This window comes from Psychrobacter sp. 4Dc (assembly GCF_002836715.1).
GTDB lineage: Bacteria > Pseudomonadota > Gammaproteobacteria > Pseudomonadales > Moraxellaceae > Psychrobacter.
The window spans coordinates 1-1,226 of sequence record NZ_PJAT01000141.1; the positions used below are offsets into that span (position 1 = coordinate 1).

1 protein-coding gene is annotated in these 1,226 nt (G+C 47.2%); it reads right to left on the bottom strand.

Annotated features, from left to right (window positions below):
* Positions 1 to 14 precede the first annotated feature (14 nt).
* Positions 15 to 1,205 carry an elongation factor Tu gene (tuf, locus tag CXF61_RS12225; RefSeq protein WP_114701991.1) on the bottom strand — a complete coding sequence of 397 codons (1,191 nt, stop codon included), beginning with the start codon at positions 1,203 to 1,205 and terminating at the stop codon, positions 15 to 17.
* Positions 1,206 to 1,226 lie beyond the last annotated feature (21 nt).

The window sequence follows — 1,226 nt, forward strand, 5'->3', positions numbered from 1 at the left end:
CTGAGACTTAAGTCTTAGTTCAATACGTTAGCAACAACACCAGCGCCTACAGTACGGCCGCCTTCACGAATTGCGAAGCGAAGACCTTTGTCCATAGCGATTGGGTGGATAAGCTCTACGCCCATCTCAACGTTATCACCAGGCATTACCATTTCAGTACCGTCTTGTAATTGGATTGCGCCAGTTACGTCAGTAGTACGGAAGTAGAACTGTGGACGATAGCCGTTTAGGAATGGTGTGTGACGACCACCCTCTTCTTTTGACAATACATATACTTCAGCGTCAAACTTGGTGTGAGGAGTGATTGAACCTGGCTTAGCTAGTACTTGGCCACGTTGTACGTCTTCACGCTTAGTACCACGTAGTAGTACGCCACAGTTTTCGCCTGCACGACCTTCGTCAAGCAGTTTACGGAACATCTCTACACCAGTACAGGTGGTTTTTTGAGTGTCACGGATACCAACGATTTCGATCTCGTCGCCAACTTTAACGATACCAGATTCAACACGGCCTGTTACTACGGTACCACGACCTGAGATTGAGAATACGTCTTCGATTGGCATTAGGAATGCTTTGTCGATGTCACGCTCTGGCTCTGGGATGTAGGTGTCTAGTACGTTTAGTAGTTCTACAACAGCTGGTTGGCCGTATTTTTCTTGTGAGCCTTTTAGGGCTTCAGTAGCAGAACCTTTAACGATAGGAGTGTCATCGCCTGGGAAGTCATAGTCGTTCAATAATTCACGAACTTCCATTTCTACTAGTTCTAACAATTCTTCGTCATCAACCATGTCACATTTGTTCATGAATACGATGATGTACGGTACGCCAACCTGACGTGAAAGCAAGATGTGCTCACGAGTCTGTGGCATTGGGCCGTCAGTTGCAGATACTACTAGGATTGCGCCGTCCATCTGTGCCGCACCAGTGATCATGTTTTTAACATAATCGGCGTGACCTGGGCAATCTACGTGTGCGTAGTGACGGCTGTCTGTGTCATATTCTACGTGTGAGGTGTTGATTGTGATACCACGTGCTTTTTCTTCTGGTGCTGAGTCAATAGACGCGTAGTCTTTGGCTTCGCCACCAGAGGTGATTGCAGCTACGGTTGCGATTGCAGCGGTAAGGGTTGTTTTACCATGGTCAACGTGTCCGATTGTACCGACGTTGACGTGTGGCTTGTTACGTTCAAACTTGGCCTTTGCCATGGGTATTTCCTCTTTTTTTGG